At 62.0% G+C, this 4,670-nt stretch carries 5 protein-coding genes; 2 read left to right on the plus strand and 3 right to left on the minus strand.

Annotated elements, in window-relative coordinates; translation table 11 throughout:
* Nucleotides 1–395 precede the first annotated feature (395 nt).
* Together ACFSGJ_RS17215 and ACFSGJ_RS17220 are read left to right on the plus strand one after the other, a co-directional pair.
* Nucleotides 396–716 (plus strand): helix-turn-helix domain-containing protein, encoded by a 321-nt coding sequence (locus ACFSGJ_RS17215; RefSeq protein WP_075657514.1) that lies wholly within the window; start codon nt 396–398, stop codon nt 714–716.
* Entirely contained in the window at nt 694–1,935 is a 1,242-nt protein-coding gene (locus tag ACFSGJ_RS17220) for a type II toxin-antitoxin system HipA family toxin (RefSeq protein WP_390264694.1), read from the plus strand. Before ACFSGJ_RS17215 ends, ACFSGJ_RS17220 begins: the two co-directional genes overlap by 23 nt.
* Before the next feature lie 94 nt (nt 1,936–2,029).
* Here ACFSGJ_RS17220 and ACFSGJ_RS17225 read toward each other — a convergent pair whose 3' ends face one another.
* From ACFSGJ_RS17225 to ACFSGJ_RS17235, 3 genes are all read right to left on the minus strand, one after another.
* Nucleotides 2,030–2,356: a DUF736 domain-containing protein gene (locus ACFSGJ_RS17225; protein ID WP_009450558.1), complete on the minus strand. Its 327-nt coding sequence runs from the start codon at nt 2,354–2,356 to the stop codon at nt 2,030–2,032.
* A gap of 573 nt (nt 2,357–2,929) precedes the next feature.
* A complete protein-coding gene (locus tag ACFSGJ_RS17230) occupies nt 2,930–3,370 on the minus strand; it encodes a hypothetical protein (RefSeq protein WP_390264699.1) in 441 nt (146 codons plus the stop codon).
* A gap of 150 nt (nt 3,371–3,520) precedes the next feature.
* Nucleotides 3,521–4,447, minus strand: coding sequence for a DUF2493 domain-containing protein (locus ACFSGJ_RS17235; RefSeq protein ID WP_390264701.1), 927 nt, complete (start codon nt 4,445–4,447; stop codon nt 3,521–3,523).
* Nucleotides 4,448–4,670 lie beyond the last annotated feature (223 nt).

The raw sequence follows: 4,670 nt of genomic DNA on the forward strand, positions 1-4,670 counted from the left end.
CCGGCTATCTGACATTGGGGTTTTATGGCGACTAGATGATTAGCTCCGCATGGTGCCGGTGAAACTCCTAAATGTTTCAACCAGGCTCGAAGTTGCTGTGCAGGAGCGCTCGAATACCCCATCTATTTTAGTCGCCTTCGCCCGATACGCCATACGAATTCGTCGAATCTGGCCAGGACGTTATCTGCACGGCTGAGCATGCAGTCCGTCTGATTCGCCTGCATGCCGCAATTGCAGCACTTGTGCTGGCCGTAGTGCCGACCAGCGCAAGATGATCCCCAAACGCTCCATGGGAAATAATCGTGATATGTTTGGAGATCATTTTCTTTGCATTCTACACTAGATATGATACCTATCCAGATCAATGCAGCAGGAATGATCTGTAAAGGCATCACATGAAGGCGGAAAAAGAAACACTGGGGCTGATCGGCGACCATTTTCGCCGCGCGCGTCTTGCAGCGAGGCTGACCCAGGAGCAAGTGGCCGATCTTGCCGGCATTTCGCGCCCGCGCTACCGCGACATCGAGACGGGAGCAGCGGCTGCGCGCACCACGACATTGATCAGCATTGCCAGGGCGCTTGGGCTAGAAATGATGCTGGTCCCGCAGGCAATGGTGCCGGCCATCGAAGCGCTTTTGCGCCCCGATGCCGAGGACGATCATCCCGCCTTCAGCCCACAACCGGAGAGCGACGATGACAGCCGCCCGTACCGCTGAGACGATTACCTCGCTGGACGTGTTCCTAAACAGTGCGAAGGTTGGCACGATCGTCAGGACGCCGGGGGATTTCAACGCCTTCAGCCTTGATCCGGCTTATCGCGCGACCGGCGGTATTCCGGTTCTGAGCCTGTCCCTGCGCGCGGCATCAGGGGGGCTGCGCAAGGATCCGCGACCTGTCGCAGGTAGCCTGCCGTCCTTCTTTGCCAACCTGCTGCCCGAAGACCGGCTACGCGAGGCGATGGAAAAGCACCATGCGGGCAATGTGCGGCCGGGGAATGATTTCGATCTCCTGGCAGCTCTGGGCGCGGATCTGCCGGGTGCCGTTCGGGTGCTGCCCAGTGACGGTCAACCCGGCATCGGGGCGGCGCCAACCCAAGGGCGGCCCAAGGCCCGCTTCTCGCTGGCAGGCGTGCAGATGAAGCTCTCGGTGATGAAGAACACGGGCAAGGGCGGTGGACTGACCTTGCCGCTTGGGGATGACGAGGGCCAGTATATTGCGAAATTCCCCTCGACCGCATTTCCGGGCGTGTCGGAAAACGAGTTCGCGAACCTCGCGCTTGCCGAAGCCATCGGCATGGACGTGCCTGAGCGGGAACTGGTCAGCCGAGACCAGTTCGAGGACATTCCCGAAGAGTTTGAAACACTTGCCGAGGGGCTGGTCCTGCTCGTGCGGCGTTTTGATCGCGGGGCAGACGGGCAGCGCATCCATATCGAGGATTTCGCGCAGGTTTTCGGCCTGTACCCGGCGCGCAAATATGATGGCGCCGCCTCCCACGACATCGCCTCTGTGCTGAATGTTGCGATCTCGCCGTTCACCGCGCTGGAGTTTGTCCGGCGGCTGACCTTCTCGGTGGTCATGGGCAATGGCGACATGCACCTCAAGAACTGGTCGCTGATCTATCCGGGCGACGGCGACACGCCCGCTCTTGCGCCGATCTACGACATGCTTTCGACCGTTCCCTATATTCCGGCAGATGGGCTGGCGCTGTCTCTGGGCGGCGAGCGAGCCTTCAAGGGCCTGGCTTCGGCCCGCTGGAAGACGTTTGCCAATCGGGCAAGGCTTCCCGAGCCAGCCGTGCTCAAGGCCGTTGTCGAGACGGTGCGGCGGATTGATGCGAAATGGTGGACACTGCCGGAACGCGAGGCGGTCCCCCCGCTCGTGCTGGAACGGATCGACGCCCATGTGAAAACCATGATCCCGATCCTGACCGGCTGAGCAGTTCCAGCCCGGACAGGTCACCGGGCCTGGCGGCTTTCCCGCGGGCACGGGAAAGGCCCCGACCTTGCGGTCGGAGCCTTTGTTCCGCGCCTCAGTCGCCGCGGCGACCGTTGGGGCGGGACCAGATGAGAGAGAAGGTTTCGCCGTCTTCTTCGTCGAAGAGATTGGCGTAGATCGGAGCGTTGAAGCTTGGATCGTCCAGCTTGAGGCCCAGATAGTCGCGGCCCTCGTTGGAGCGCTTGGACCAAGCGGCGCCGATTTCGGCGCGACCGACCAGAACGCGGTGGCTGGGGGCGTTCTCGCCGGTGGCGCGCAGGTCGGGGATGATGCGCACGCCCTTGGCCTGGACGCTGAGGGTGACGATTTCGCCGGTGAATTCGTTCGAGCCGGTCTTCTTGAAGGTGCCGATGGTCGCCATTGTAAGTCTCCGTTCTTCGTTTCCAAGCCCGCACCATTGCGGCCTCGATGGCGATCGACAGGCCGGAGGCGAACGCTGGCGCACCCCAAAGGGGCTGGACAGCACAGGAGAAACTTTCTTGTTCCGCGCGGAATGGCGGCTTTGCCGGCAGGGGAAGAAAGTTGTGACGACGCTGTTGCGCTAAAGCGGTCGAAGCGCATCGCGCTGTTCTTCGGCCAGATCAGGCCATTGAAGAGGCCGTTTGGAGCGGTCGAGACACGGAGGGTGAACGGAGGCGTGGCGCCCTTGAGGCATCCATCGGGATGACCAGACCGGCCACACCGGCATGTCTGTTACCCCGCGTGTCAGGTTGTGCGCACCCTTCTTTCCGGCCCCTCCCACCGGCCTTGCCCCAACAGGGTTCCAGTTCATCGCGCGAATGCTGGCCCGAACCGCCCAGCGCCCCAGCGGCGGGCCGCGCCTGTGCCTCACATGCCGATCCGGGGCTTATCCGCTATTTCCCGCCATCCTCCTGACGAAACTGACAGATGACCCGCACCCGCTTCCGGTCCTGCCTCCACGGATCATTGCGGTTCAGGTGCGCACAAGGTTTCCGTCCGCAGGGCCGGTCGCCGCCATGCCTGCCACACGCAGGAAAGCCGTCACGCCCACCGCGACCGCACCGATGACCGAGAAGATGAGCTGCCAGGTCTCAGACGGCATCATGTGTTTGACGATCCCGAGTGTCGCGTAAAACCCGGCCATGCCTGCGGGTGCCACAAAGGCCAGTGCGATCAGCAGCCGCACCCAGATCGGGCGGACCAGCATGAGCAATCCTTGAGCGACTGCCAGTGTCAGGCCCGCGGCGATAAGACCGACGAGCACGCTGCCGAGCCAGCCAGCGCCCGTGCCATAGGCCCAGATGCCAGTATTCAGGCCGATAAAAAATGGCAGGGCGAATACTGCGAGATTGAACAGCAGCCAGCACATGGTGCCGATGGCTGCAATGGACACAAGGATCCCGAGAATGATCATGGTGGTGCCTCCGTGCAAGGAATTAGACGGTCGCGCCTTCCACCACCACCATGGCGCAAGGCGGAATATAGCATGAACATGCCCGCCTGCACGAGCCGGAATGATCGATGATTTCGATTCTCCGGCTCGTGACGAGGGGAAAGGCAGGGCTCACGCGCTGCCGGTTCCGAAGCGATAGACCGGGATGCCCATCTTGCGGGCCTTGTCGGCCAGGTTGTCCTGAATACCCGTGCCGGGGAAGATGATGACCCCGATGGGCATGATGGCAAGCATCTGATCGTTGCGCTTGAACGGTGCTGCCTTGGCATGTTTTGCCCAGTCGGGTTTGAAGGCAACCTGTGCGACCTTGCGGTTATTAGCCCAGGTGGCCGCGATGCGTTCCGCGCCCTTGGGCGATCCGCCGTGCATCAGTACCATGTCCGGGTGCTTGGCGTGGACCTGATCGAGCTTGGCCCAGATCGTCCGGTGATCGGTGGTGTCACCGCCCGAGAAAGCGATTTTCGGTCCGGCGGGCAGCAGCACCTCGTTGTCTGCCCGGCGTTTCGCGGCGATGAAGTCGCGGCTGTCGATAATGGCCGAGGTCATCTGGCGATGGTTGACCCGTGAGCCGGAGCGTTGCGACCAGGGCGTGCCGGTGGTGCGCAGATAGATGTCGGCGGCGGCATCGCGGAAGATTTCCATGCTGTCGCGGCGCTCGATCAGGCTTTGGCCCGCGCCGATCAGGGTTTCAAGCTGCACGGATTTGACTTCGCTGCCGTCCTGTTCGCGCTGAAGGCGCTTCTGTGCCTGCTCATTATCGTCGAGTTTGGTCTCGATCCGCTCGACGGCGCGGTGGAAGGTGTTGACGGTGGACCAGAGGATCTCGTCGAGGTCGAAATCGAGGCTGGTGTCGGCCATGGTGGAAATCAGGGCGTCGAAGATGTCGGAGACTGCGCCCTGGATGACGTGATCTTCGGGTGTGATCCGGGGATCGGCCTCGTCTTCGGAGGGGCGGTAGCCGTAGAGTTCGAGTTCTTCGATGGCGTGGCCGGTCGGGGACGTGCTGTGATCGGGTTCGAAATCGTCGTGCGCGTACATGGGATGCTTCCGTCAGTTGGACCGCGACCGTCGCGGCCTTCATGGCGACGAAAGCTCACGGGCGCTCCGGTCTGGCAGCGCGAGCCTCTGGCGAGAGCCTTGATGGCAAAGCCCGGCTGATTTGATGATGTGGACACCCCCACCCCAACCGTCGAATCTGGTTTCAACGGTTCCCCGGGAAGAAGGAGTGGTTGGATATGTCCGGAATGATCATTGGCCTCGA

The organism is Halodurantibacterium flavum (assembly GCF_042681825.1).
GTDB classification, from domain to species: domain Bacteria; phylum Pseudomonadota; class Alphaproteobacteria; order Rhodobacterales; family Rhodobacteraceae; genus Halodurantibacterium; species Halodurantibacterium flavum.